Consider the following 25,352-nt stretch of genomic DNA (forward strand, 5'->3'; position numbering starts at 1 on the left):
GCACCACCCCACAACCAGATAAGACAGCACAAGCCGGGCGCCGCATGCGCCGGTGGCTGGCGAGGAGAACATGTCTAGCAGCGCATCCAAACTGGATCTGGCGGCGCGTGCCGCGTGGATGTACTACGTGGCCGGCAACACCCAGAACGAAATCGCCGAACGGCTCGGCATCTCGCGCCAGATGGCGCAGCGCATGGTGGCCTATGCGGCCGATGCCAATCTGGTGAAGGTACAGATCACGCACCCCGTCTCTTCCTGCCTGGAACTGGCACAGGGGCTGCAGCAACGCTACGGGCTGGAGGTATGCCGCGTGGTGCCGGGCGCCGGTGGCGCCGACAATCCCAACGAATCGCAGGAAGTGCAGCAGATGCTGGCCGTGGCCGGCGCCGAGCTGATGGAGCAGATGCTCAGTTCGGAGGCCCCACTGGTGGTCAACGTGGGCTCCGGACGGACGCTCAAGGCGGCCATCGAACGCCTGTCCGAACTGGAAAGACCGCAGCACCAGATCGTTTCCATGATCGGTGCGTTTGCCTCGGACGGCTCGGCCAATCGCTACGACGTGGCGCTGCAGGCCGCCGAAAAGCTGGGCGCGCGCTTTTACCTGCTGCCTGCACCCCGCGTGGCCGAGAGCGAGCGTGACCGCCAGCAATGGTGCAACCACCGGGCCTACAAGATCGTGACCGGCCTGGCTGAACGCGCCGACGTGACCTTCCTGGGCATCGGTACGATTGCCCTGCAGGGGGCCATGCACGAGGACGGCTTCATCGACGATGAAGAAGTCGCCGAGCTGCAGCGCCAGGGTGCGGTGGGCGAAATGATCTGCCACGCCTTCGACGTCGACGGCCGGATGCTGTCGTCATCGCTGTCCTCGCGGGTGACCACGCCCCTGCTGACGGCCAGGCCACAGCGCCCGGTGATTGCCCTCTCTGGCGGCAGCAAGAAGGCCGAGGCGGTGCGCGCCGCCCTGCGCGGCGGCTGGCTCACCGGGCTGGTGACCGATGAGGTCTGTGCACGCCACGCCTTGCAGGACTGAATGGTTTCACCCTGGTGGCTATGGTCTGCCCCTGACCCTGCAAGGCCATCATTACCATCGATAGCATCAATAACAACGATCCGAACGGAGACCCAGCATGACCCGACCTGCCGCATTCGTCGTCTTCGGCGAAGCCCTGACCGATTTCATCCGCCAGCCTGATGGCCAGTGGCGCGCCATTCCCGGCGGGGCCTGCTGGAACGTGGCACGCGCCGCCGCGCGGCTGGGCGTGGCCACCGGCTACGCCGGCAGCGTCAGTACCGATGTGTTCGGCGCCGAGCTGTATGCCCTGACGCAGCAGGCCGGTCTGGACATGCGTTTCACCCAGCAGCACGCCAAGGCCCCCCTGCTGGCGATGGTGACCTCCACCACGCCCCCGGATTATTTTTTCATCGGCGATGACAGCGCTGACCTGCATTTCGACCCTGCCCAATTGCCGTCCGGCTGGCTAGACGAGGCGCAGATACTGCACTTCGGCTGCATCAGCCTGGCCCGCGAACCGCTGGCCTCGCGGCTGCTGCAGATTGCCCGGGAAGCCGCCGGGCGCGGCAAGAAGATCGCCTTCGACCCGAACTGGCGCAAGCTGATGGACCAGCCCGCCTATCACGCGCTGTTGCGGGAGCTGCTATCGCTGTCGCATTACGTCAAGGTCTCCGATGAGGACCTGGAACGTCTTTTCCCGGGTGACGGCAATGCTCTGGCGACCCTGCAGGCGCTGGCGCCACAGGCTGAAGTGCTGCTGACGCTGGGCGCCCAGGGAATGCGATGGATCAAGGGGCAACAGATCATCGACCAGCCCGCCTATCGCGTCGAGGTGGTCGACACCGTGGGCTGTGGCGATGCCTCCATGGGGGGCTGGATTGCCAGCCAGCTGCGCCAGCCGGATGCACTGACGCAGATGCACCTGCAATGTGCGGCAGCTGGCGCGGCCATTGCCGCCTCCAAGGCAGGCGCCTATGCCGCGACCTGGGAAGAAGTGCAGGCCATGATCGCCCGCGGCTGAGCGCAGCTCAGCGCTGGCGGGCCACGCTCTCGCGCAGGTTCTGCGCGAACTCATCATCGCCCGCCACCTGCGCCATCCGCTCTCGTCGCCGGCGCTCCCCTGCCTGGAACTCGGAATGGATGCGCCAGAGTTCCAGGTGGCGGAAATAGGTCACGCCGCTATCGACCCGTCTTACCGGGCCGACCGGGTCCACAGGCAGCACTGCCGCCACGGGATTTCGGGCCATATCCTCTGCTCCAATGTCATGCCGGCACCGTGGCCGGCGCGGTGTCGATTACGATACCATCCCGGCGCGGGGCCGCGCCTGGCGGCGCAGCGCGATCACCTGTGCAGTGACACCCACCAGCAGCACCAGCAGCAACACGCCCTGCGCACCCAGGAGCAGCGGCGACTTCAGGTCGGTGACGAAAGGATGTCCGTCCGGGACCCGGCGCAGGGTTTCCGACACCGCCGGCACCAGCAGCAGGAATCCCGTCACGGACAAGGCGATGGTCTCGACATACCGCGCCAGACGCCCCAGCCATGATGCAGCAAAGCTCATCCCGAAACCCAGCAGCAGGAACACCAGTGTCAGCACCGCGACGAAGTTGCTTTCCGGTCGCTTCGCCACCAGGAATACCGTCAGGGCACCCACAAGCATGGAGACGAAATAGATCGCCCCCGGCACCGAACGCGCACGGATGCGCCCGTAGCGGGCGAGCATGTAGATGGCCAGCGGAATGGCCGGCAGGCTGCCGATCGTGTGGACCCAGCCCAGAGAAGAGATACCGAACATTGCATTTCCTTTTCGTTGGTGTTGATCAAGTGTTGCCAGTTGCCTGGCTCAGCGAACATGGGCTCTACCTACTAATCGGTAGGCTCCATGTTCAAAAAAGGGGACGCGACGGTGAAATCCCTCGCGTCCCGCGCGCCCGGTGCTTTCTGGCGGGTTCAGGCCGCCAGGCGCTCCAGCATGGGATGCACGATGACCCCGAACATCTTGGGATCGTCGTAGGCCCGGGCCGACAGCATGGCGCCATGGATGGTCGCCAGGAAGCGTTCGGCCTCCACCCGGGGCGCATCGGCCAGGCGCAGGCTGCCCTGGCGCTGGCCGCGCTCCAGCACCGACTCCAGCCACAGCGCAAAGAACCTGAAGTGCGCCTTGACCTCCATGGCGATCTCCTGCGGCAGCATGGGCATCTCGGCGGCCAGCATGGCGCACACGCAGAAGGCAGACTCAGGCTGGGTCATGCAGCTTTCCCAGTAACCGGCATAGGCGCGCAACTGGGCAAGCGGGTCGGTGATGTTGCGCTCCATGGCGGCCACGCCATCCTGCGCCGCCTCGCGGTATTGCCGCACCAGCGTCTGCACCAGTACCGCCTTGCTGGCGAAGTGATGATGGATGCTGGCATTGCGGATACCGATGACCTTGCCGATGTCGGCATAGCTGAAACCGTTGTATCCACCGGCCACCAGCAAGGCCTGGGCACATTGAAGAATCTTTTCGGAAGTGGTGGGAGCGCTATTCATGGACGCAGTCTACTTTCTAGTAGGTAGCCATGCAAGCAGATAAGCGCATCCTGTTGCGAACCAGATGAAGATTCCCTGTGGACAAGATGAACTGCAGCCGGGAGCAGCACCCGGCCGCCTTCAACTTGTTTTTCGACAATGGCCGCATCAATCCGGGGACATGGGCAAGGTGCGGCCTAGCGCAGGAAATCCACCACCGTCTTGCCCATTTGCGGCAAGGTGCGGCTGCGTTCGATGGCGGCCGGCAAGTCCTCGAAGGGGACCACCGCTGCGACCTGGGACTGCAGGCGACCCGCCGCCACCTGTCGGGCGATATCGGCCAGGCGGGCAGCGTCTGGCTGATTCATGAACCACAGGCCGCGACGGCCCGCCGGGGTGCTGGCCAGGATGGCGGGGGAAGCGGTACTGACGATGACACCGTCCTCGGCCAGCACCGACCAGGAACGCTCCAGGGTATCGCCACCGACGTAATCCAGTACCAGATCGACATTCTTGACCAGGCTCTCGAACTGCGAGGTCTGGTAATCGATGACGTGGTCGGCCCCCAGACCGTGCACATAATCCGCGTGACTGCCCAGGGCGGTGGCGCTGACATGGGCACCGGCCTGGTGGGCAAACTGCACCGCAAAGCCACCCACTGCACCCGCAGCGCCGTGGATCAGGATGCGCTGGCCGGCGTTGAGCGGACCGGCCAGATGCAGGCTCTGCCAGGCCGACACGGCCGCCACCGGCAAGGCCGCGGCTTGCACCATGCTCAAACCCTCGGGCAGCACGGCCAGCTTGTCGACATCGACCGCAACCAGATCGGCATAGGCACCCAGGCCGCCCAGCGGCCCCATGACGCGGTCGCCCACCTTGAACAGGCTGACATCACTCCCGACCTGCTCCACCACGCCGGCCAGCTCGATGCCGAGCACGGCGGGCAGTGGCAGCGGGAAGGCATCCTTGACGTAGCCTTCGCGCACTTTCCAGTCCAGGGCATTGACGCCGGCGGCATGCACGCGCACCAGCACTTGTGCGGGACCGGCGACGGGTGCCGGGAGATCGGCGATACGGACCGTATCCGGGCCGCCGTATTGCATCAGTTGCAGGGAACGAATGGTTTTCATGGTGTGGCTCCTTGTGGGTAAGTGACTGCGGTGGGTTGATGGAACACACGATAAGTCGTTTCATGATCGGAACACAGAGGATAGAATCTAGACCCACCGGATCATTTTTGAGACACCATGGATATCAACGCCCTCGTCGATCTACAGCTGGTCGCCACCCACGGCAGCTTCGGCCGCGCCAGCCGGGAAAGTGGCCGCGCCAAGGCCACCTTGTCACGCCGGGTGGCCGATCTTGAACAGGAACTGGGCGTGCGCCTGGTCGAACGCGGCACGCAACGGCTCACGTTGACGACTGCCGGCCAGCTGCTGCTCCAGCGCAGTGAGGGTCCGCTACGCGAAATCGAAGAGGCCATGACCCAGGCCAGCGAAGGCAGCACCGCGCCACGCGGTCGCTTGCGCATTGCGGCACCGCTGGTGTTCTCGCAGCTGGCGCTGGGGCGGTTGTCGGCCTTGTTCCGGGCGCAGTATCCGCAAGTGGAGCTGGAGGTAGTCGCAGAAGACCGCATGGTGGACCTGGTGCAGGAGCATTTCGACCTCTGCATCCGCATCAATCCTGATGAAGACAGCCATCTGGTCGGACGCTGCTTCGCCCGTGACAGCCTGGTGCTGGTGGCCCCGCCCACGCTGCCCATGCCGCGTACGCGGACGGGCCAGACGCAGACCGTCCCGGCCGTGGTGATGCCGAACTACCGCGATGGGGATGTGTGGTCGCTGCGCCAAGGCAAGCTGCTGATCGCACCACAACCGGTGCTGCGCCTGTCGTCATTGATGATGGTCAAGGATGCCGTCTGCGCCGGTGCAGGCGCAGCGCTGCTGCCGTGGTCGGTAGCCGGAACGCTGGTGCAGAGCGGCCAATTGAAGCGATGGGGTGAGATGGGCAACGAAGTCGAACTCTGGGTGCTGCATACCTCGCGCCGCCTGCAGAGTCCAAAGGTACGGGCCTTCGTCGAATTCCTGTGCGCCCAGTATCCGGATGGTCGCTTCATCGCCTGACGCAGGCGGGACGGGCTCCAAACTGGCCCTATAATCCGGCACCGTTCACCATCGCATTCCCATGAAGAAGCCAGCACCACATACCGTCAGTATCGTCGACGGCCAAACCGCCACCCGGCTGTCGCCCGCGCAGCAGAGTTTCAACACGCTCATCGACGAGATCGCCAAGCGCCGCGCCCGCTTGCAGGAGTGGGAAACTGCAAGCGACGAATTCCACAAGAAATATTCCGCCCACTACCTGCCACTGGAGCAGGAACTGCTGGGCCTGAAGCGACAGGCGGTCTACCGCCTGCACGACGCCTGGTCGCACAAGGCACTGGGCAAGGGTGAACGCATCACCCTGTCCGCCCTCATCGCCGACATGGCGCAGGCGCTGCTGCAGCGGGGCGACGATACCGAGCTGGCGCTGATCTACCAGCAGCACGGCATGCAGGATGTGGTGAATGAGGTGAATGAGGTGGATGAGGCGAAGGACATCGCGCCGGCCCCGAATGCACCAGGGTCAGCGGCAGAACCGCAAGACCGGGAAGACGGGGCTGCGGCCGACGACGACTTCACCAGCGGTACGCCCGAGGAAATCATGCAGCGCATGGAAGCCATGCTGGAGCGCCAGGAGCGGGAGCGCATGGCGGCAGCACAGCAGCGCGATGCGCAACGTGCCAGCCGCAAAAAGCCGCCCAGGCAGCGCGCCGCCGAACAACAGCAGCAAGCACAGCGCATCGAACTGAGCCAGTCCATCCGCGCGGTCTATCGCCGGTTGGCCAGCGCTCTGCACCCCGACCGCGAACCCGACGAGGCCGAGCGCGCCCGCAAGACCACGCTGATGCAGCAGGTCAACCAGGCCTATGAAAAGAATGATTTGCTCAAGCTCCTGGAGCTGCAGCTGGAACTGGAACACATCGGCCAACACACACTGGACACGGTGAGCGAAGCGCGGCTGGCCCATTACAACCACATCCTGCAGGAGCAGCTCACCGAACTGGATCAGGAAATCGCCCACGTCGAGCGCCAATTCAGGCGCGCCTATGGCCTGGCATCCCAGGCAAGGCTGACGCCGGAAAAGATAATGCGCTACCTCAACCGGGGCATCACGGCGCTACGCCAGGAAGGCCAGGACCTGCGCGCCGCGCTGGCGGCGTTCGGAGATATCGAACAGGTCCGGGCCTGGCTGAAACACGCGCGACGTCAGCGCGCGCAGGGCTGGGAAGACCTGTGATCCCGAGGCGGTCAGGCCTCGGTGCGATCAGATCTTGTCCAGCTTGGCCACCGACAGGTCCAGCAGCTTCATGCCGAACTTGCCGAAGTTGATCTGCGCCCGTGCCGCACCGCCGCCCCCTTCGATGTTGACGATGACGCCTTCGCCGAACTTGGCATGGGCGACGTTCTGACCGATGCGCCAGCCGGAGTCGGTCTGGCGCGAGAAGCTCTGGGCGATCTTGTTGTTGCCGGCTTCCGGCACCTCATCCCAGGCCGACTTGGGATTGGCGAACCAGTGGTGCTGGGCGATCTTGGGCGACAGCCACTTGATGGATTGCTCGGGCAGTTCGTCGAAGAAGCGTGAGCGCATGTTGTAGCGGGTCTGGCCGTGCAGCATGCGGGTCTGCGAGAAGGTCATGAACAGGCGCTTGCGGGCGCGGGTGATGGCCACGTACATCAGGCGGCGCTCTTCTTCCACCCCGCCCTCTTCCTTGGCGCTGTTCTCGTGCGGGAACAGGCCCTCTTCCATGCCGGTGATGAAGACCGCGTCGAACTCCAGGCCCTTGGCCGAGTGCACCGTCATCAGCTGCAGTGCATCCTGGCCGGCCTGGGCCTGGTTGTCGCCGGCTTCCAGCGAGGCATGGGAGAGGAAGGCCGACAGCGGCGACATGATGGTGACCAGCGGCGCATCGGCATCGATCACTTCCACGCCGTCGGCGGTGGTGATGGCGGTGCCGGCCGTGGCCTGCGCCTGCGGACCGAGGAAGGCCGGCGCATCCAGGCCATAGCCTTCTTCGGAAACGAAGAGCGTGGCCGCACTGACCAGCTGCTCCAGGTTCTCGATGCGGTCAGCGCCTTCCTTCTCGTTGCGATAGTGCGTGATCAGGCCGGACAGGTCCAGCACCACCTTCACCGTCTCCGGCAAGGGCAGATGCTGGGTCTCGAAGCGCGCGCCTTCGATCAGCTTGACGAAGGCATTCAGCGAAGAACCGGCCTTGCCGGCCACGTAAGGCACGGCGGCATAGAGCGAGCAGCCATACTGACGCGCTGCATCCTGCAGGGACTCCATGGCCTTGGCACCGATGCCGCGGGTGGGGAAATTGACCACCCGCAGGAAGGCCGAGTCATTGTGCAGGTTGTCCATCAACTGCAGGTAGGCGATGGCGTGCTTGATTTCGGCGCGCTCGAAGAAGCGCTGGCCGCCATAGACGCGGTAGGGAATGGCCGAGCTGAACAGCGCATGCTCCAGCACCCGCGATTGCGCGTTGGAACGGTAGAGGATGGCGATCTCGCTGCGCGACCAGCCTTCGGCGATCAGGTCCTTGACCTGTTCGATGATCCACTGCGCTTCCTGCAGGTCGCTGGTGGCCTCGAAGACCCGTACCTGCTCGCCATGGCCGGCGTCGGTGCGCAGGTTCTTGCCCAGGCGCTTGCTGTTGTTGGCGATCAGTTCGTTGGCGGCATCCAGGATGTGGCCGTGGGAGCGGTAGTTCTGCTCCAGCTTGATCAGGTTCTCGACGTGGAATTCCTGTTCGAAGGCCGACATGTTGCCCACGTTGGCGCCACGGAAGGCGTAGATGCTCTGGTCGTCGTCGCCCACCGCGAAGACCGCGTTGTGGTTGCCGGCCATGAGCTTGAGCCATTTGTACTGCAGGTCGTTGGTATCCTGGAACTCGTCCACCAGGATGTGGCGGAAGCGGCCCTGGTAGTGCTCGCGCAGCGGCTGGTTGCGCGACAGCAGTTCGTAGGTGCGCAACAGCAGTTCGGCGAAATCGACCACGCCTTCACGCTGGCACTGCTGGTCGTAGAGGTCGTAGAGCTCGACGAACTTGCGGTTGTAGTCGTCGTAGGCATCGACGTCCTTGGCGCGCAGGCCCTGGTCCTTGGCGCTGTTGATGAAGTACATCAGGTTGCGCGGCGGATACTTTTCATCGTCCACGTTCATCTGCTTCAACAGGCGCTTGATGGCCGAGAGCTGGTCTTGCGTGTCGAGGATCTGGAAGGTCTGCGGCAGTCCGGCATCCTTGTGATGCGCGCGCAGCAGGCGGTTGCACAGCCCGTGGAAGGTGCCGATCCACATGCCCCGGGTATTGATGGGCAGCATGGCCGACAGGCGCGACGTCATTTCCTTGGCGGCCTTGTTGGTGAAGGTCACGGCCAGGATGCCGGCCGGCGAGACCTGTCCGGTCTGGATCAGCCAGGCGATGCGGGTGGTCAGCACGCGGGTCTTGCCGGAGCCGGCACCGGCCAGGATCAGGGCGGACTGCGCCGGCAGGGTCACGGCGGCGAGCTGCTCTTCGTTGAGGTTGTGGAGAAGATTTTGCATCCCGCGATTATAAGGCGCTGGCGAGGGCGCCGGGCAGCCGGCGCTGGCGCTATACTGCCGTGCGGCGCTTGCCATGGTCTTTCCGGCGCCCTCATCCGTCCTTCTTCACGGTCCTGCTGCCCATGCTCCCCATGCCGATATCCCGCCTGCCGATGTCCCGCCTGCTCACGATCCTGGCCGCCCTGCTCCTGACGGCCTGTGCCACCACCCCGCCGCCGGCCTCGCGCGCCGATGTCGAACAGTTGCTGACGCTGCAGAAGACGCGCCTGGACGTGGCAGCACCGGTGGCGCGCAGCAAGTGGAATTCGCACGCGCCCATCGACGACCCGGCACGCGAAGCCCTGATCCTGGACGATGTGGCGGTCCGGGCACAAGCCCTCGGCCTGGACGTGGCCTGGACCCGGCGCTTCTTCCAGGACCAGTTCGATGCCGGCAAGATCGTGCAGCGCGACCTGCATCGCCAGTGGCGGGTGGAACAGCATGCCCCCTTCGCCAATCCGCCCGACCTGGCACGGCAGGTGCGCCCGGTGCTGGACCGCCTCACGCCCGACCTGCTGGCCGCACTGGTCCGCCTGAAAGGCCATTGGTGTGAGCCGGCCGTGCAACGGGACCTGGCCGAGCTGGAGCCGGAAATCCTCGGTGCCGACTATGCACCGGCCGTGCGTGAGCGGGCTACGGCGGCACTACGTTGCAGCCGCTGACGCGCATCCTGCGGGCAAGCGACGTCGTACAAATGCCACTAAGTTGCTGAATCGACAGGTAAAAATCTTTTGCTGTCCTGCAGCATTTTTGTGGCGGGAGTAAAATTCGGACTGCTGTTCACGCGCATCGGCGCGCGCAGCCTCCTCATTCCGAATTCCCCCGCCATGTCCGACGATTCCTGTAGTCCAGGTTCCACACCCGTTTCCGCCGCTGCGCCGGCTGCCGTACGCGCCCTGCCACCAGTGAAGGTCACGCGCCAGATCCTGGCCACCGCCTTCTTCACCTTCCTGGTCTACCTGGCCATCGGTATCCCGATGGCGGTGCTGCCGGGCTATATCCACCTGGACCTGGGCTATAGCTCGGTGGTCGCCGGACTGGGCATCAGCGTGCAGTATTTCGCCACCTTCGTCAGTCGTGCCAACGCCGGCCGCATGATCGATACCGTGGGCGCCAAGCAGACTGTGATGCGCGGCATGCTGCTGTGCTCGGCCAGTGGTGGCCTGCTGTTGCTGTCGGCACTGGCGCAGCCGCTGCCGTTCCTGTCGCTGGTGCTGCTCTTCACCAGCCGCGCCTTCCTGGGCCTGGGTGAGAGCCTGGTCGGTACCGGCGCCATCATGTGGGGCGTGGGGCGCGTGGGCTCGGAAAACACCGCCAAGATGATTTCCTGGAACGGCATCGCCACCTATGCGGCGCTGGCCATCGGCGCGCCGCTGGGCGTGGTGCTGGATCGTTCGCTGGGCTTTGCCGTGATCGGCCTGGCCGGCATGCTGCTGACGGTGCTGGGTTATGTGCTGGCCCGTGGCGGCCCGGTCACGCCGGTGGTGCAGGGCGAACAGCTGTCCTTCAAGCTGGTGCTGCGCAAGGTGTTCGCCTATGGCATGGGCCTGGCCTTCGGCACCATCGGCTTCGGCTCGATCGCCACCTTCATCACGCTGTATTACGCCGACCAGCACTGGAGCGGCGCGGCCTTTGCACTGACGGCCTTCTCCAGTGCCTTCGTCGGTGCGCGCCTGCTGTTCGCCAATTCCATCACGCGCTTCGGTGGTTACCGGGTGGCTGTGGTCAGCTTCCTGACCGAAGCGGTGGGCCTGCTGCTGCTGTGGAGCGCCACCACGCCAGAACTGGCATTGCTGGGCGCAGGCCTGGCCGGCTTCGGTTTCGCGCTGGTGTTCCCGTCACTGGGGGTGGAAGCGGTGAACCTGGTGTCGCCCGCCAATCGCGGCGCGGCACTGGCGGCATATTCCGTCTTCCTCGACCTGGCGCTGGGCATCACCGGCCCGGTGGCCGGTGCCATCGCCGGCCAGTTGGGGTATCCACAGGTCTTCCTGTTCGCGGCCATTGCGGCCATCGGCGCGGTAGCCTTGTCGCTGTCGCTGTATCGCAGCGCGCAGCAACGCGGCAAGCCATGATCTGAAGACGACGAGAACAACAAAACGATGGGGCCGATCGATTTTTATCTATCGGCCCCATTGATTTATAGGCCTGCATTGATCGCAAAAATCGATTGAAATCGGGAACGTCGGCCTCACTGTCTTATCAATAGATTGCGTGGCCGCAGCTTGTCCCTGTGCGATTTGCAATAGAATCTCAATGTTGTGTTCACCCGCTTACGAAAAACCGAACAGCTAAGGAGCGAAAGATGGCAAAGAAAAACGTGGCAGCCCCCTCGATCAACATCGGCATCAACGACAAGGACCGCAAGAAGATTGCCGACGGCCTGTCCAAGCTGCTGGCCGATACCTACACGCTGTACCTGAAGACCCACAACTTCCACTGGAACGTGACCGGTCCGATGTTCAATACCCTGCACCTGATGTTCGAAGGCCAGTACACCGAACTGGCGCTGGCCGTGGACCTGATCGCCGAACGCATCCGCGCCCTGGGCTATCCGGCACCGGGTTCGTACAAGGAATTCGCCAAGCTGTCCTCGATCCCCGAAGCCGATGGCGTGCCGAACGCCCAGGAAATGATCGCCCAGCTGGTAGCCGGCCAGGAAGCCGTGACCCGCACCGCGCGTTCGCTCTTCCCCGCCGTCGATGCCGCTGCCGACGAGCCGACCGCCGACCTGCTGACCCAGCGCATGCAACTGCATGAAAAGAATGCGTGGATGCTGCGCAGCCTGCTGGAAGGCTGATCCGTATCACTCAATAAAAAAATGCCGTTCTTGCGAACGGCATTTTTTTCTCGCTACCGTTCGGACTGAGTAGACCCGCAGGGTCGTATCGAAGGCGCAGGACCGTGTGCAAGCGTCTGCGCGCCTTCGATACGCCGCCAGGCGGCTACTCAGTCCGAACGGTCTTCATCGACGCCATTCATCAGCGATAAAGATCGGCCAACTCCCGCGTCTTACGCTCGGCCACCGGCACCAGATAGACGCTGCTGATGACGGCCACCATGTCGGCCCCCTGCGCCACCAGCGGCGGCGCATTTTCCAGGGTGATGCCACCGATCACCACCACCGGCAGGGCAATCTCGCGTTTGGATTGCGCGATGATCTCCGGCGCGGTGCGGAAGTCATACTTTTTCACCCGCGAGGGATAGAAGCCGCCGAAGGCCACGTAGCTGGCGCCATCGCGATGGGCGGCGTGCGCCAGCTCCAGCGTACCGTAGCAGGAAGCGCCGACGATACGGTCCGGGCCGACGGCCTGGCGCACCTCGGCAATGGAAGCATCGGTGCCGCCGACGTGGATGCCGTCGGCACCGATCTCCAGGCACAGGTCCACATGGTCATTGATGATCAGCGGCACCTCATACTGGCGGCACAGGGCCAGCAAGGCACTGGCCTGGTCGCGCCGTTGGGCGGGGTCGGCAGTCTTGTGGCGATACTGCACCAGTGCGGCGCCGTTCTGCAGGGCCATCTCGGTGGCCGCCAGCAGTTGCGCGGTGTCATCCCAATCCGGGGTGACGATGTAGAGGCCGCGCAGATGTTTGGCGTAGTCAGGTTTCATCTCAGGCTCCTGCCGCCGGGGCGGCATCAACAACGGGTTCGAACGCGGGGACGCGATGGGGGATGCGCTGCCCGGCGGCGATGGCGTAGGACGTGGACAAGGCATGCTGGGTGTATTGCTGGGCCAGGTCGATGGCTGCGCGCATGGGCAGGCCGCGTGCCAGACCGGCCGACAGGGCCGCCGCCAGCGTGCAGCCGCTGCCATGGAATTCATCCGGCAGCCGGCTCCAGCGCCAGCGGGCACTTTCGATGGCTTCCTGCGCAAACTCGGAACGGAACAACTGCCCATACCAGCGATTGACCACATCCTGCTCCTGCGGGCCATGCCCGCCCTTGAGCAACACATGAGCACAACCGCGCTCCATCAACAGTGCCGCCTGGCGCGCCGGTGAGACATCGCCACACAGACGGCGCGCCTCGTTGAGGTTGGGCGTGATCACGGTGGCCAGCGCGTACAGGGGTTCGATCACCTGCGCCGCATCGTCGCGCGAAAGCTGATCGCCACGGCCGTTGGCCAGCACCGGATCAAGCACCACCGGCATCTCCGGATTGCGCTTGCGCAATTGCCGGATCAGCGATGCAATCATCTCCGCATTGGCATGACTGCCGGCGATGCCCAGCTTGACGGCGGCGATATCGAAACGGTCGATCAAGACCTGGGCCTGGTAGCGCACCAGATCCGGATCGAGCGCATGCACGGCGAAGACGCTGACGTTGTCCTGCACCGTCAGCGCCGTAGGTACCGACAACGGGTGGCACCCCAGCGCCGTGATGGCCGGGATATCGGCCTGCATGCCGGCCCCGCCGCTGGGGTCGGAACCGGAGAAGACCAGCACGCAGGGCGGCGTGGGACGATAGGCGGCCTGCATCGTCAGGCCACGCGACCCGCCATCGGCGAGGATGGCGAGGCAGCGAACTTGCGCGGGATGCGACCGGCGAGAAAGGCTTCGCGGCCCGCCTCCACCGCCAGCTTCATGGCGCGTGCCATGCGGATGGGGTCGCGTGCGCCGGCAATGGCGGTGTTCATGAGCACGCCATCACAGCCCAGTTCCATGGCGATGGCGGCGTCCGAGGCCGTTCCCACACCGGCATCGACCAGCACCGGCACGCGCGACTGCTCGATGATCAGCGACAGGTTCCAGGGGTTGAGGATGCCCATGCCCGAGCCGATCAGCGAGGCCAGCGGCATGACCGCCGCCACGCCCAGGTCTTCCAGCATGCGTGCCTGGATGGGGTCGTCGCTGCAATAGACCATCACGTCGAAGCCATCCTTGACCAGCGTTTCGGCGGCCTTGAGGGTCTCGGGCATGTTGGGGAAGAGCGTCTTTTCATCGCCCAGCACTTCCAGCTTGACCAGCTTGTGGCCGCCCAGCAGTTCACGCGCCAGTTGCAGCGTGTAGACGGCATCAGCGGCGTTGTAGCAGCCGGCGGTATTGGGCAGGATGGTGAATTCGGAGGGCGGCACCGCGTCCAGCAGGCTGGGAGCGTTGGGGTCCTGGCCGATGTTGACGCGGCGGATCGCCACCGTGATGATCTCGGCGCCGCTGGCGACGGTGGCCGCGCGGGTTTCGTCGAGGTCCTTGTATTTGCCGCTACCCACCAGCAGGCGCGAGCGATAGGTCTTGCCGGCGATGGTCAGGCCCTGGTCTTCTTGCTGAAGGGGGGCGTCATTCATGTTCATGTCGTTTCCTTGTCTGTGAGATGCGCTGCATGGCGATAGGCAGTTAGCCGCCGCCGATGGCACGCACCACATCTACCTTGTCAGCCTCGGCCAGCGCGTGCGTGGGCCAGCGCGCACCGGGCACCACCTGGCGATTGACCGCCACGGCCACAGCCTTGCCGGCCAGGGAGAGGCCGGCAATGAGCTGTTCCAGCGTGGCGCCGTCGGGCAGCGGGTGAGGCTTGCCGTTCAGTTCGATCTGCATGGCTGCGCTTACTGCTTCGAGTAGATCTCGGCGCCCATCTTGACGAACTCGACCGACTTCACTTCCATGCCCTGCTTCAAGGCGTCGATCTCGGAGATGCCTTCCTTGGCTGCGTAGTCGCGCACTTCCTGGGTGATCTTCATGGAGCAGAAGTGCGGGCCGCACATGGAGCAGAAATGCGCCACCTTGGCCGAGTCCTTGGGCAGGGTCTCGTCGTGGAATTCGCGCGCCTTGTCCGGGTCCAGGCCGATGTTGAACTGGTCTTCCCAGCGGAACTCGAAGCGTGCCTTGGACAGGGCGTTGTCGCGGATCTGCGCGCCGGGATGGCCCTTGGCCAGGTCGGCGGCGTGGGCGGCGATCTTGTAGGTGATGATGCCGTCCTTCACATCCGTCTTGTTGGGCAGGCCCAGGTGTTCCTTGGGGGTGACGTAGCACAGCATGGCCGTACCGTACCAGCCGATCTGCGCGGCGCCGATGCCGGAGGTGATGTGGTCGTAGCCGGGGGCGATGTCGGTGGTCAAGGGGCCGAGGGTGTAGAACGGCGCTTCGTGGCACTGCTCCAGCTGCAGGTCCATGTTTTCCTTGATGAGGTGCATGGGCACGTGGCCGGGGCCTTCGATCATGACCTGCACGTCGTGCTTCCAGGCGATCTGGGTCAGCTCGCCCAGGGTGCGCAGCTCGCCCAGCTGGGCTTCGTCGTTGGCGTCATAGATCGAACCCGGACGCAAACCATCGCCCAGGCTGAAGCTGACGTCGTAGGCCTTCATGATCTCGCAGATCTCTTCGAAGTGTTCGTAGAGGAAGGACTCGCGATGATGCGCCAGACACCACTTGGCCATGATGGAGCCGCCCCGCGAGACGATGCCGGTCATGCGCTTGGCCGTCAGCGGCACATATTGCAGGCGCACGCCGGCGTGGATGGTGAAATAGTCCACGCCCTGCTCGGCCTGTTCGATCAGGGTGTCGCGGAAGATTTCCCAGGTCAGGTCTTCAGCCTTGCCGTTGACCTTTTCCAGCGCCTGGTAGATCGGCACGGTGCCAATCGGCACCGGCGAATTGCGGATGATCCATTCGCGGGTTTCATGGATGTTCTTGCCGGTGGACAGGTCCATCACGTTGTCGCCGCCCCAGCGGATGGCCCAGGTCATCTTTTCCACTTCCTCGCCGATGGAGGAGGTCACGGCCGAGTTGCCGATGTTGGCATTGATCTTGACCAGGAAATTGCGGCCGATGATCATCGGCTCCACTTCCGGATGGTTGATGTTGGCGGGGATGATGGCGCGGCCACGGGCGACTTCCTCGCGCACGAATTCCGGCGTGATCTCGGCCGGGATCGACGCACCGAAGGATTGGCCCGGGTGCTGGCGGCCCATCAGGTCGGCCAGCTTGTTGCCCATGGGGCCGGAGGCCTTCAGTTGCTCCAGGTATTCCTTGCGGCGCAGGTTTTCGCGGATGGCGATGAATTCCATCTCGGGGGTGATGATGCCGCGACGGGCGTAGTGCATCTGCGTGACATTGGCACCCGTCCTGGCACGACGCGGCTTGCGGTGCAGGTTGAAGCGCAGCTCGGCCAGGGCCGGGTCGTTCAGGCGCTGCTGGCCGTATTCGGAGGTGGGGCCGGGCAGCTCTTCGGTATCGTCGCGCTCCAGGATCCAGGGCAGGCGCGGCGTGGAGAGACCGGCGCGGATGTCGATCTTGACGTCCGGGTCGGTGTAGGGACCGGAGGTGTCGTAGACATAGATCGGGGGATTCTTTTCCGAGCCGAACATGGCCGGGGTATCGGCCTGGCTGATCTCGCGCATGGGCACGCGGATGTCGGGGCGCGAGCCGGTCACGTAGATCTTGCGGGAATTCGGGAGAGGCTGGACGGCTGCCTCGTCGACGGTGGCCGTCGCGGACAGGAATTTCGGGTTGGCATTCATTTCGGCTCCTTTGCTTGATGACTCATGGCTCGGAGCCAGCAAAGGAGGTTGCGGAAGAGGACGGACGGCGGGGATGGGACGGTGCCGTGGGTACGTCATACTGCCGGTTGCTTCCCTTCGCTGGCATTATCCAGATCAGGTTCAAGGGTATTTCTCACCCGGCTGCCAGAGCATGTGCTCCGGTGCCAGGACCCCTAGCGATGCGACGCTGCCCGTTGGTGCGGTCGGCGTCGTGGGCCGGATTCTACTCCAAATACGGCGATGAACAAGGCTTCATTTCGGATGAGCTGGAGGTGCAGCACGGCAATTGAAGCCGTCAGGCTGCCTGGCAGCAACATGTTGAGGGTCGCCCTAGCGCATTTCTGCCCATCCCCCAGGGATGCGTCAATTTCGCGCCCGTGGAGGGATTTGCCCTCCCCGTCCCTTATAATGTTGGGTTTCGCAAAAACACACGTCAAATCATGGAATTAGCCAAGTCGTTCGAGCCTGCCGAGATTGAGAAATTCTGGCGCGAGGAGTGGGAAAAGCGCGGTTACTTCGCCGCCACCACCGACGCGGAGAAGCCCTCGTTTTCCATCCAGCTGCCGCCGCCCAATGTGACCGGTACCCTGCACATGGGTCACGCGTTCAACCAGACCATCATGGATGGCCTGACGCGCTACCACCGCATGCGCGGTTTCAACACTGCCTGGATTCCCGGTACCGACCACGCCGGTATCGCCACCCAGATCGTGGTGGAACGCCAGCTGGATGCGCAGAAGGTCTCGCGCCACGACCTGGGCCGTGAAAAGTTCGTCGAGAAGGTGTGGGAGTGGAAAGAGAAATCCGGTTCCACCATCACCGGCCAGATGCGCCGCATGGGCGCCTCCACCGACTGGGCCCGTGAATACTTCACGATGGACCCGAAGATGTCCAAGGCTGTCACCGAAGTGTTCGTGCGCCTCTACGAACAAGGTCTGATCTATCGCGGCAAGCGCCTGGTGAACTGGGATCCGGTGCTGGGCACCGCCGTCTCGGACCTGGAAGTGGTGTCGGAGGAAGAAGACGGCTCCATGTGGCACATCAAGTATCCGCTGGCCGATGGCAGCGGTCACATCGTGGTCGCCACCACCCGTCCGGAAACCATGCTGGGCGACGTCGCCGTGGCCGTGGACCCGACCGACGAGCGCTATGCGCCGCTGGTGGGCAAGATGATCAAGCTGCCGCTGGTGGGCCGCGAGATTCCGATCATCCAGGATGAATACGTCGACAAGGAATTCGGCACCGGCTGCGTGAAGATCACCCCGGCGCACGACTTCAACGACTACCAGGTCGGCGCCCGCCACAACCTGGAAAAGATCAGCGTCTTCACCCTCAAGGCGACCATCAACGAGAACGCCCCCGAGAAGTACCAGGGTCTGGACCGCTTCGAGGCGCGCAAGCAGATCGTGGCGGACCTGGATGCATTGGGCCTGCTGGAACAGGTCAAGCCGCACAAGCTGATGGTGCCGCGTGGCGACCGTACCGGTGTGGTGATCGAGCCGATGCTGACCGACCAGTGGTTCGTGGCCATGAGCAAGCCGGCGCCGGAAGGGACCTACTTCCCGGGCAAATCGATTGCCGAGACCGCGCTGGAGAAGGTGTCTTCGGGCGAAATCAAGTTCGTCCCCGAGAACTGGACCAATACCTACAACCAGTGGCTCAACAACATCCAGGACTGGTGTATTTCGCGCCAGCTGTGGTGGGGCCACCAGATTCCGGCCTGGTATGACGAGGACGGCGGCATCTATGTCGCCCGTACCGAAGAAGAGGCCAAGGCACAGGCCGGCGGCAAGACCGTCAAGCGCGATGAAGACGTGCTCGACACCTGGTTCTCCTCGGCGCTGGTGCCCTTCTCCACCCTGGGCTGGCCGGAAGAAACCCCGGATTACAAGCTGTTCCTGCCCTCGTCGGTGCTGGTGACGGGCTTCGACATCATCTTCTTCTGGGTGGCGCGCATGGTCATGATGACCACGCACTTCACGGGCAAGGTGCCGTTTGACACCGTCTACGTGCACGGCCTGGTGCGCGATGCCTCGGGGCAGAAGATGTCCAAGTCCAAGGGCAACACGCTGGACCCGATCGACCTGATCGACGGCATCGGCGTGGATGAACTGGTGGCCAAGCGTACGGTTGGCCTGATGAATCCCAAGCAGGCAAGCAGCATCGAAAAGGCCACCCGCAAGGAATTCGCCGACGGCATTCCCGCCTTCGGTACCGATGCGCTGCGCTTCACCTTCGCCTCGCTGGCGACCCTGGGCCGCAACATCAACTTCGACCTGAACCGCTGCGAAGGCTATCGCAACTTCTGCAACAAACTGTGGAACGCCACCCGCTTCGTGCTGATGAATACCGAAGGCCAGGACTGCGGTTTCGACGGCCACGTCAAGGGCGTGTGCGACAAGGAGCAATTGCAGTTCTCCAAGGCTGACCGCTGGATCGTGTCGCTGCTGCAGCGTACCGAGGCCGAGGTGGAAAAGGGCTTTGCCGACTACCGCTTCGACAACATCGCCACTGCCATCTACAAGTTCGTCTGGGACGAGTATTGCGACTGGTACCTGGAAATGGCCAAGGCCCAGATCCAGAGCGGCAACGAGGCGCAACAGCGCGCCACCCGCCGCACCCTGCTGCGCGTGCTGGAAAGCGTGCTGCGTCTGGCCCACCCGGTGCTGCCCTTCATCACCGAACAGCTGTGGCAGAGCGTGGCGCCGCTGACGGACCGCAAGCCCGATCCAGCGGGCGACTCCATCATGCGCCAGGCCTATCCGCGTCCGGACCTGGAAAAGATCGACACCGAAGCCGAAGCCTGGGTCGCCCAGTTCAAGGCCTACACCGATGCCTGCCGCAACCTGCGTGGCGAGATGCAACTGGCGCCGTCGCTGCGCGTGCCGCTGATCGTGGAGGCGGCCGACACCGCTGCGGTGGAGTCCTTCCTGCCCTACCTGCAAGGCCTGGTACGCCTGTCGGAAGCGCAGATCGTGGCGCAACTGCCGGAGTCGCCGGCACCGGTGGCCATCGTCGGCGAAGTCAAACTGATGCTCAAGGTGGAAATCGATGTGGCCGCCGAGCGTGAGCGCCTGGGCAAGGAAGTCACCCGCCTGACGACCGAGATCGCCAAGGCCAATGGCAAGCTGTCCAACGAGAGCTTCGTGGCGCGTGCCCCTGAGGCCGTGGTGGCGCAGGAGAAGGAGCGTGTCGCCAACTTCAGTGCAACGCTGGAGAAAGTGAAGGAACAACTGGCCAAGCTGAAGTAAGCCCGGCCTTTTCCTGCCAAAGCCGTCGTCCCAATCCGGGACGGCGGCTTTTGTTTTTTGTGCTTGCCTTGCAGGGCGGGCTTGTCTAGACTGGATCGAAAAAATTAGAACAATCGTGCTTTTTTATGGCATACGACGTGATCAACAGGAGACCAGCATGACCCGCACCGCATCCCCCGCCCGCCTGCTCGGGCGCACCCTCCTTATCGCCGGCCTGCTGGCCAGCACCGCCGCCTGGGCCGATGGCTCGCCGCTGGGCCTGTGGAAGAGTATCGACGACACCACCGGCAAGCCCAAGGCACTGATCCGCATCACCGAGAACAATGGCGAGTTGAGCGGTCGGATAGAAAAGCTGTTCCGCTCCCCCGAGGAAGACCAGAACCCGGTCTGCCAGAAATGCGAGGGCGAGCTCAAGGACAAGCCGGTCATCGGCATGACCATCCTGTCGGGACTGAAGAAGGACGGGGACGAGTACAACGGTGGGCAGATCATCGATCCGGCCAATGGCAAGGTCTACAAGAGCAAGCTGAGCGTGGTCGACGATGGCCAGAAGCTCAACGTGCGCGGCTATGTCGGCATGCCCATGCTGGGTCGGACCCAGACCTGGCTGCGCGAACAGTAAGCACGACTCAGGCGGGGCGGCTGGCCTTGAGGACGTAGCGGTCCAGTTCACGGGCGAAAGCGCGCCCGTCGCTGGTGCTGAAGGCGGCCGGGCCGCCGGTTTCCACGCCGCTGCTGCGCAGTTCTTCCATGAAGTTGCGGGTGCTGAGGTGATGGCCGATGTTCTGGCCGGTATAGAGCTCGCCGCGCGAATTGAGCGCCAGCGCGCCGCGGCCGATGACGTCGGCCGCCAGCGGGATGTCGGCGGTGACCACCAGGTCACCGGGCGCGACCTGGCGGGCGATCTCGCGATCGGCCACGTCGAAGCCGGCCGGGACCACCATGGATTTGATGAAGCGTGAAGGCGGGGTGCGCAGCGGCCGGTTGGCCACCAGCGTGACGATGATGCCGGTACGGTCGGCGACCCGGAACAGCATCTCCTTGATCACGCCCGGACAGGCGTCCGCATCAACCCAGATGGCCAAGATGAAAACGCCGTCCCGTAGCTAGACGAAGGATACCGTCAGACCCGGCAGGGTCACGCCGGAGAAAGCGGTGGTCCAGGTCTGGCCCGGTTCGATCGGACAGGCGTCGGTCCAGGTGCCGGTGCTGATGATTTCGCCCGCCTGCAACTGGCGGAAGCGGCTCTGCTTCTGCAACAGCTGGTGCAGATGCCACAGGGCGTGCAGGGGGCTGTCCATCTCGTCATTGCAAAAGCCGGCGGCACGCAGCACGCTCGAACTCTCGGTATTGCAGGACAGCGAGACGCTGGCGCTGGCCAGGATCTGCGGCAGGTGATGCTTGGTGGCCGAGGAGAGCACATGCGGCTCGCCCACGATCAGGGTGCCGTGCAGGCCGAAGGCGGCAATCGAATCGGCCACCGTGAATTCCCAGTTGGGGAAGGGGCAGACCACGATTTCGAAACCATGCGCCATCCACTCCAGGCAGTCGGCCAGTTCATCCAGCGAGGCATCGGGGGCCGGGGTCTTGCCCAGCTTGAGGACGATTTCCGGCTCGATACGCGGTTGCACCGCACCGGCCAGCGATTGCGCGCCGTGGTTGTCCTCGGCAAAGCGCACGGTGGTGTCCCACATCGGTGCCCAGGTGGGGATGCGGGTGTCGTCGATGATGCCGTAACGCTCCCAGTTCTTGCGCACCACGAAGCCGATCTTGCGGCCGATGGGATGCTCGCCCTGAGCCACGCGGATATTGCGGATGTTGTGGGCGATGTCGTAGGCATCGTCCACCGACAGCGGTTCGGATTCGGAGATGCGCGGGATGATGCGAGACTGGGCGCGCGCATCGAGCAGCTGATGCGCGTATCGAAGGGCTTGGCTCGACATTAGCATGGAGGGCTCACATCGAAAGATAGTGAATAGCTATCCATTGTCGATGACGATTAATTTTTGCACAAGCAAAAACTCGCTTTTTGACGAGATCTGACAAAAATTTCATCTGATTGCCTCGCCACGCGTCATGCTGTTTTTCAGCTGCCGCAAAAGTCACCTAACTGGCGAGAAAACTGAATGTCACGGATGGGTCAGGCGCCCCACAGCTCGCCATTGGGACCGGTGCGCGGGGCTGCCACGCCGAAGTGCTGGTAGGCCGCGCCGGTGGCGATGCGGCCACGCGGGGTGCGTTGCAGGTAACCCTGCTGGATCAGGTAGGGTTCCAGCACGTCTTCGATGGTGTCGCGTTCCTCGCCGATGGCAGCGGCCAGGTTGTCCAGCCCCACCGGTCCGCCGCCGAACTTGAAGAGCACGGCCTCCAGCAGCTTGCGGTCCATCAGGTCGAAGCCGACCGGGTCCACGTCCAGCATCACCAGGGCGGCGTCGGCCATCTCGCGGGTGATGCGGCCCTGGCCCTTGACTTCGGCATAGTCGCGCACCCGGCGCAGCAGACGGTTGGCAATACGCGGCGTGCCACGGCTGCGGCGGGCGATTTCCAGCGCGCCATCGTCGACGATGGGGGCGTTGAGCAGTCCGGCGCTGCGGGTGACGATGCGCGCCAGCTCGGGCGGGGTGTAGAACTCCAGCCGGGCGACGATGCCGAAGCGGTCGCGCAGCGGGTTGGTCAGCATACCGGCGCGGGTAGTGGCGCCGACCAGGGTGAAGGGTTGCAGGTCCAGCCGCACCGAGCGGGCTGCCGGACCTTCACCGATCATGATGTCGATCTGATAATCCTCCAGGGCCGGGTAGAGGATTTCCTCCACCACCGGCGACATGCGGTGGATCTCGTCGATGAAGAGCACATCGTTGGCCTCCAGATTGGTCAGGAGCGCGGCCAGGTCGCCGGCGCGCTCCAGCACGGGGCCGGAGGTCTGGCGCAGGTTCACGCCCATCTCGCGGGCGATGATATGGGCCATGGTGGTCTTGCCCAGGCCGGGCGGGCCGAACAGCAGGGTGTGGTCGAGCGGTTCGCCGCGCTTGCGGGCGGCCGAGATGAAGATTTCCAGCTGGGCGCGGACCTTTTCCTGGCCGACGTATTCGTCCAGGTGCTTGGGCCGCAGGGCGCGTTCGATGGCCTCCTCATTGGCCGAAGCCGGAGTGGCGGCGATGATGCGCTGTTCGGAGAAATCGTCGGTCTGGATGCTCATGCTCTGATCCTTGTCGGCCCTGACCTAGCCCTTGGAGAGGGCCTTGAGGGCATGCTTGATGCCGTCCGAGACGCTGGCGTCCTTGGGAACCTGCTTCATGGCCAGGCTGGCTTCCTTGTCCGAATAACCCAGTGCCAGCAGGGCGTTGAGGATGTCGGCCGTGGCGTCGCTGTGGACCACGCCGGCCACCGCGCCCAGGTCGGCACCGAGCTTGCCCTTCAGTTCCAGCAACAGGCGTTCGGCGGTCTTCTTGCCGATGCCCGGCACGCGGGTCAGGCGACCGGCCTCCTGCAACGTGACGGCCTGGGCCAGGTCGGCCACCGACATGCCCGAGAGGATGGCCAGCGCGGTACGGGCGCCGACGCCGGAAATCTTGATCAGTTCCTTGAACGTATTGCGTTCCTCGGCGGTCCCAAACCCGAACAGGATGTGGGCATCCTCGCGGATGGCGAGGTGGGTCAGCAGCGTCACCTTCTCACCCAGCCCGGGCAGGTTGTAGAAGGTGCTCATCGGCACCACCACCTCGTAGCCGACGCCCTGGCAGTCGACCAGCAGATTCGGGGGGATTTTTTCTAGAAGAATTCCTGAGAGGCGACCGATCATGGCGTCTTTGATGTGCGTGAGCTGCAGCTTCTGTGATAATCCCGGGATGATACAGCACTGTTCGGATAAACAGTATCCAACGATAACAAGCTTGAATAAAGGACAACCATGGCCGGCAGCGCCTTCTTCGCATTGATCGACGACATCGCCACGGTGCTCGACGATGTTTCCCTGATGACCAAGATGGCGGCCAAGAAGACCGCCGGCGTGCTGGGCGACGACCTGGCCCTCAATGCCCAGCAGGTCAGCGGGGTGCGCGCCGAGCGCGAACTGCCGGTGGTGTGGGCGGTCGCCAAGGGCTCGCTGAAGAACAAGGCCATCCTGGTGCCGGCGGCGCTGGCCATCAGCGCCTTCATTCCCTGGGCGGTGACGCCGCTGCTGATGCTGGGTGGCGCCTTCCTGTGCTTCGAGGGCTTCGAGAAACTGGCCCACAAATACCTGCCGCATGACGAGCAACACCACGAAGTGGCCGCCACCGCGCCCGAGGACATCGACCCGGTCAGCTACGAGCGCGAGAAGATCAAGGATGCCGTGCGCACCGACTTCATCCTCTCGGCCGAAATCATCGCCATCACGCTGGGGACAGTGGCTGGCGCCCCGCTGCAGCAGCAGATCACGGTACTGGTGGGCATTGCGCTGATCATGACGGCCGGTGTCTATGGCCTGGTGGCGGGCATCGTCAAGCTCGACGATGGTGGCCTCTATCTGGTGCAGCACGCCGGCTCCAGCGCCTGGGGCCGTCTGAAGGCTGCGGTGGGCCGCGCCATCCTGGCGGCGGCGCCGAAGATGATGCGCAGCCTGTCGGTGATCGGCACGATCGCCATGTTCATGGTGGGCGGCGGCATCCTGACCCACGGCCTGCCGTTCGCCCATCACGCCATCGAAGCGGCAGCGGTTGCCGTAGAGGGCGTTGCGGTGATCGGCCCGGTACTGGGCGCGATTGCGCCTGCGGTATTGAATGCGCTCTTCGGCGTGGTCGCCGGTGCGGTGGTGCTGGTGATAGTGAAGCTGGCGCAGCGCGTGCTGTCGCTCTTCAGGACGAAAAACTAACCGACCAGCCGCCCGCCGCGCATGCGGATGCCCTTGCGCGCCAGCGCCGGGGCCAGCGCCCCCAGGTCGGACAAGACCCCTCCCCCGTGCGCATGGCAGATCGCCACGCCCAGCGCATCGGCGGCGTCGGTACCGGGCAATCCCGGCAGTTTCAGCAACCGCGCCACCATTTCCTGCACCTGCGCCTTTTGCGCCCGCCCATGGCCGGCCACGGCCTGCTTGACCTGCAGCGCCGTGTATTCGGCCACCGCCAGGTCGGCCGCGACCATGGCGCAGATCGCCGCGCCCCGGGCCTGCCCCAGCAGCAGCGTGGATTGCGGGTTGACGTTGACGAACACCTTCTCGATGGCGGCGCAATCAGGTGCATAGGTCCGCACCACCTCGCCGACGCTGGAGAGGATCACCTTGAGCCGGGACGGCAAATCGCCATCCGGCGTCTTGATGGTGCCGGAGGCGATATAGGACAGCGTGTTGCCCTGCTTGTGGATGACCCCGAAACCGGTGGTGCGCAAGCCAGGGTCGATACCGAGGATTTTCATGCCCGCCAGTCTAACCGATCGGACCG

At 64.2% G+C, this 25,352-nt stretch carries 25 protein-coding genes and 1 riboswitch; of the genes, 10 read left to right on the forward strand and 15 right to left on the reverse strand.

Features of this window, described 5'->3' with window-relative positions:
* The first annotated feature begins 70 nt into the window (after nt 1-70).
* Together BTM36_RS07200 and BTM36_RS07205 are read left to right on the forward strand one after the other, a co-directional pair.
* Nucleotides 71-1,033, forward strand: a complete 963-nt coding sequence (locus tag BTM36_RS07200; protein WP_006463657.1) for a sugar-binding transcriptional regulator — start codon at nt 71-73, stop codon at nt 1,031-1,033.
* A 97-nt stretch (nt 1,034-1,130) separates the two neighbouring features.
* Nucleotides 1,131-2,036: a carbohydrate kinase gene (locus BTM36_RS07205; protein ID WP_077235733.1), complete on the forward strand. Its 906-nt coding sequence runs from the start codon at nt 1,131-1,133 to the stop codon at nt 2,034-2,036.
* A gap of 7 nt (nt 2,037-2,043) precedes the next feature.
* Here the strand turns inward: BTM36_RS07205 and BTM36_RS07210 are convergent, their stop codons facing one another.
* From BTM36_RS07210 to BTM36_RS07225, 4 genes are all read right to left on the reverse strand, one after another.
* A complete protein-coding gene (locus BTM36_RS07210) occupies nt 2,044-2,262 on the reverse strand; it encodes a hypothetical protein (protein WP_077235734.1) in 219 nt (72 codons plus the stop codon).
* Nucleotides 2,263-2,310: 48 nt separating this feature from the next.
* Nucleotides 2,311-2,811 carry a hypothetical protein gene (locus BTM36_RS07215; RefSeq protein ID WP_077235735.1) on the reverse strand — a complete coding sequence of 167 codons (501 nt, stop codon included), beginning with the start codon at nt 2,809-2,811 and terminating at the stop codon, nt 2,311-2,313.
* Nucleotides 2,812-2,966: 155 nt separating this feature from the next.
* A complete protein-coding gene (locus tag BTM36_RS07220; RefSeq protein ID WP_077235736.1) occupies nt 2,967-3,545 on the reverse strand; it encodes a TetR/AcrR family transcriptional regulator in 579 nt (192 codons plus the stop codon).
* A 176-nt stretch (nt 3,546-3,721) separates the two neighbouring features.
* A complete protein-coding gene (locus tag BTM36_RS07225; protein ID WP_077235737.1) occupies nt 3,722-4,654 on the reverse strand; it encodes an NADP-dependent oxidoreductase in 933 nt (310 codons plus the stop codon).
* A 117-nt stretch (nt 4,655-4,771) separates the two neighbouring features.
* On the opposite strand from BTM36_RS07225, the gene BTM36_RS07230 reads away from it, so the two are divergent.
* Both BTM36_RS07230 and BTM36_RS07235 read left to right on the forward strand, forming a co-directional pair.
* Nucleotides 4,772-5,647 (forward strand): LysR family transcriptional regulator, encoded by an 876-nt coding sequence (locus BTM36_RS07230; RefSeq protein ID WP_077235738.1) that lies wholly within the window; start codon nt 4,772-4,774, stop codon nt 5,645-5,647.
* Between the two features lie 61 nt (nt 5,648-5,708).
* Complete coding sequence (locus BTM36_RS07235; RefSeq protein ID WP_077235739.1) at nt 5,709-6,863, forward strand: J domain-containing protein; 1,155 nt, start codon at nt 5,709-5,711, stop codon at nt 6,861-6,863.
* Nucleotides 6,864-6,890: 27 nt separating this feature from the next.
* Here the strand turns inward: BTM36_RS07235 and BTM36_RS07240 are convergent, their stop codons facing one another.
* Complete coding sequence (locus BTM36_RS07240; RefSeq protein ID WP_077235740.1) at nt 6,891-9,170, reverse strand: UvrD-helicase domain-containing protein; 2,280 nt, start codon at nt 9,168-9,170, stop codon at nt 6,891-6,893.
* A gap of 131 nt (nt 9,171-9,301) precedes the next feature.
* Between BTM36_RS07240 and aroQ the strand changes: the two genes are divergently transcribed.
* From aroQ to BTM36_RS07255, 3 genes are all read left to right on the forward strand, one after another.
* Nucleotides 9,302-9,871: a gamma subclass chorismate mutase AroQ gene (aroQ, locus tag BTM36_RS07245; RefSeq protein ID WP_254426958.1), complete on the forward strand. Its 570-nt coding sequence runs from the start codon at nt 9,302-9,304 to the stop codon at nt 9,869-9,871.
* Between the two features lie 165 nt (nt 9,872-10,036).
* Entirely contained in the window at nt 10,037-11,281 is a 1,245-nt protein-coding gene (locus BTM36_RS07250) for an MFS transporter (protein WP_077235897.1), read from the forward strand.
* 230 nt (nt 11,282-11,511) lie between these two features.
* Nucleotides 11,512-12,006, forward strand: coding sequence for a Dps family protein (locus tag BTM36_RS07255; protein WP_006463646.1), 495 nt, complete (start codon nt 11,512-11,514; stop codon nt 12,004-12,006).
* Between the two features lie 181 nt (nt 12,007-12,187).
* Here the strand turns inward: BTM36_RS07255 and thiE are convergent, their stop codons facing one another.
* Genes thiE through thiC form a run of 5 tightly spaced genes read right to left on the reverse strand, consistent with a single transcriptional unit; the run spans nt 12,188 to nt 16,666 of the window.
* On the reverse strand, nt 12,188-12,820 hold the full coding sequence (gene thiE, locus BTM36_RS07260; RefSeq protein WP_077235742.1) for a thiamine phosphate synthase: 633 nt from the start codon (nt 12,818-12,820) through the stop codon (nt 12,188-12,190).
* A gap of 1 nt (nt 12,821) precedes the next feature.
* A complete protein-coding gene (locus BTM36_RS07265) occupies nt 12,822-13,688 on the reverse strand; it encodes a hydroxymethylpyrimidine/phosphomethylpyrimidine kinase (RefSeq protein ID WP_077235743.1) in 867 nt (288 codons plus the stop codon).
* Between the two features lie 2 nt (nt 13,689-13,690).
* Complete coding sequence (locus BTM36_RS07270) at nt 13,691-14,500, reverse strand: thiazole synthase (protein ID WP_077235744.1); 810 nt, start codon at nt 14,498-14,500, stop codon at nt 13,691-13,693.
* 43 nt (nt 14,501-14,543) lie between these two features.
* Complete coding sequence (thiS, locus tag BTM36_RS07275; protein WP_006463642.1) at nt 14,544-14,744, reverse strand: sulfur carrier protein ThiS; 201 nt, start codon at nt 14,742-14,744, stop codon at nt 14,544-14,546.
* Nucleotides 14,745-14,752: 8 nt separating this feature from the next.
* Nucleotides 14,753-16,666, reverse strand: a complete 1,914-nt coding sequence (gene thiC / locus BTM36_RS07280) for a phosphomethylpyrimidine synthase ThiC (protein WP_077235745.1) — start codon at nt 16,664-16,666, stop codon at nt 14,753-14,755.
* 95 nt (nt 16,667-16,761) lie between these two features.
* Nucleotides 16,762-16,872, reverse strand: a riboswitch (TPP riboswitch).
* 255 nt (nt 16,873-17,127) lie between these two features.
* Here thiC and BTM36_RS07285 point away from each other — a divergent pair.
* Nucleotides 17,128-19,938, forward strand: coding sequence for a valine--tRNA ligase (locus BTM36_RS07285; protein ID WP_077235746.1), 2,811 nt, complete (start codon nt 17,128-17,130; stop codon nt 19,936-19,938).
* A gap of 157 nt (nt 19,939-20,095) precedes the next feature.
* The gene (locus BTM36_RS07290; protein WP_077235747.1) at nt 20,096-20,560 is read left to right on the forward strand and encodes a DUF2147 domain-containing protein; all 465 of its coding nucleotides are present in this window, start codon (nt 20,096-20,098) and stop codon (nt 20,558-20,560) included.
* Nucleotides 20,561-20,567: 7 nt separating this feature from the next.
* On the opposite strand, the gene BTM36_RS07295 is transcribed toward BTM36_RS07290, so the two are convergent.
* The 4 genes from BTM36_RS07295 to ruvA form a co-directional block, all read right to left on the reverse strand.
* Nucleotides 20,568-21,023 carry a YaiI/YqxD family protein gene (locus BTM36_RS07295; RefSeq protein ID WP_077235748.1) on the reverse strand — a complete coding sequence of 152 codons (456 nt, stop codon included), beginning with the start codon at nt 21,021-21,023 and terminating at the stop codon, nt 20,568-20,570.
* A gap of 21 nt (nt 21,024-21,044) precedes the next feature.
* Complete coding sequence (locus BTM36_RS07300) at nt 21,045-21,887, reverse strand: 2-keto-4-pentenoate hydratase (RefSeq protein WP_174616820.1); 843 nt, start codon at nt 21,885-21,887, stop codon at nt 21,045-21,047.
* Between the two features lie 191 nt (nt 21,888-22,078).
* The gene (gene ruvB / locus BTM36_RS07305; RefSeq protein WP_006463636.1) at nt 22,079-23,134 is read right to left on the reverse strand and encodes a Holliday junction branch migration DNA helicase RuvB; all 1,056 of its coding nucleotides are present in this window, start codon (nt 23,132-23,134) and stop codon (nt 22,079-22,081) included.
* A 24-nt stretch (nt 23,135-23,158) separates the two neighbouring features.
* Entirely contained in the window at nt 23,159-23,737 is a 579-nt protein-coding gene (gene ruvA / locus BTM36_RS07310) for a Holliday junction branch migration protein RuvA (RefSeq protein WP_077235750.1), read from the reverse strand.
* 108 nt (nt 23,738-23,845) lie between these two features.
* Here ruvA and BTM36_RS07315 point away from each other — a divergent pair, with 108 nt between their 5' ends.
* Complete coding sequence (locus tag BTM36_RS07315; RefSeq protein ID WP_077235751.1) at nt 23,846-24,787, forward strand: DUF808 domain-containing protein; 942 nt, start codon at nt 23,846-23,848, stop codon at nt 24,785-24,787.
* Here BTM36_RS07315 and ruvC read toward each other — a convergent pair.
* On the reverse strand, nt 24,784-25,326 hold the full coding sequence (ruvC, locus tag BTM36_RS07320; protein WP_006463633.1) for a crossover junction endodeoxyribonuclease RuvC: 543 nt from the start codon (nt 25,324-25,326) through the stop codon (nt 24,784-24,786). The genes BTM36_RS07315 and ruvC overlap by 4 nt on opposite strands.
* Nucleotides 25,327-25,352: the final 26 nt, after the last annotated feature.

It is taken from the genome of Herbaspirillum sp. VT-16-41 (assembly GCF_001994935.1).
Taxonomy (GTDB): domain Bacteria; phylum Pseudomonadota; class Gammaproteobacteria; order Burkholderiales; family Burkholderiaceae_D; genus Herbaspirillum; species Herbaspirillum frisingense.